We start from the raw sequence: 737 nt of genomic DNA on the forward strand, positions 1-737 counted from the left end.
AGCGCGGCGTAGCGCCGGGCGTTCAGCTTCTCGCGCCGGGCCATCAGCATGGCGTTGTGCCCGGCCCAGGCGGCAACGGGATCGGGCTGGTCCACCCGCGTCGCGGCGAAGATCGCGGCCCAGAGCTTCTCCACGGCCTCCGCCTCCGGCAACTCCGGGAACATGGCCCGCGCCCAGGCGGGCGAGGCGTAGGGCACCAGGCTCCAGTTGATGGCCGATGCCGTGATGAGCTCCAGCGCGGGACGGTAGGCCTGGGCGCGGGCGCGGTTGGCGCGGGCCACCAGCCTGGAATCCTGCGCCGCCAGCAGGCTCGGATCCTCGCCGACGATGGCCAGGCGCGCGGCGCCGCGGCGGAAGGCCTCGGCCATGCCGTCGAAGAGCCAGCCGGGCGCGGTGTCGAAGCTCTCGGGCGAGGCGTGCCGGAAGCGCGAGAGCGCCTGCTGGTCGTCGGAGAAGAGCGTGGTGACGAGGGTGGCGCCGGCCTTGTAGGCGGCGTCGGTGATGAGGCGCGCGAGCGGCAGGGCGTCGATGGAGGCGGTCATCAGCACCTCCTGCCCGGCGCGCAGGTTCAGCCCGACGCGGACGGCGACATCCGCCAGCCGGGCGAGGGAGTCCTGGGTGCGCGATGAGGTTGGCGCGATCTGGTCCATGGGCGGCGGTCTCCGCGATGCAGCTTCGGGGAAAGGGTAGCCGCAGGGCCCTCGGGCGGCCAGCCGGGGGACTGGGCGAGGGAGCCG

The 737-nt window shown here is 74.2% G+C and carries 1 protein-coding gene; it reads right to left on the reverse strand.

All coding sequences use genetic code 11. The features are described from left to right. On the reverse strand, positions 1-650 hold a 650-nt coding region (locus AC1DWF_RS34155; protein ID WP_476842919.1), incomplete at its 3' end, for an aminopeptidase. Positions 651-737 lie beyond the last annotated feature (87 nt).

It is taken from the genome of Aminobacter sp. P4_D5 (assembly GCF_056401815.1).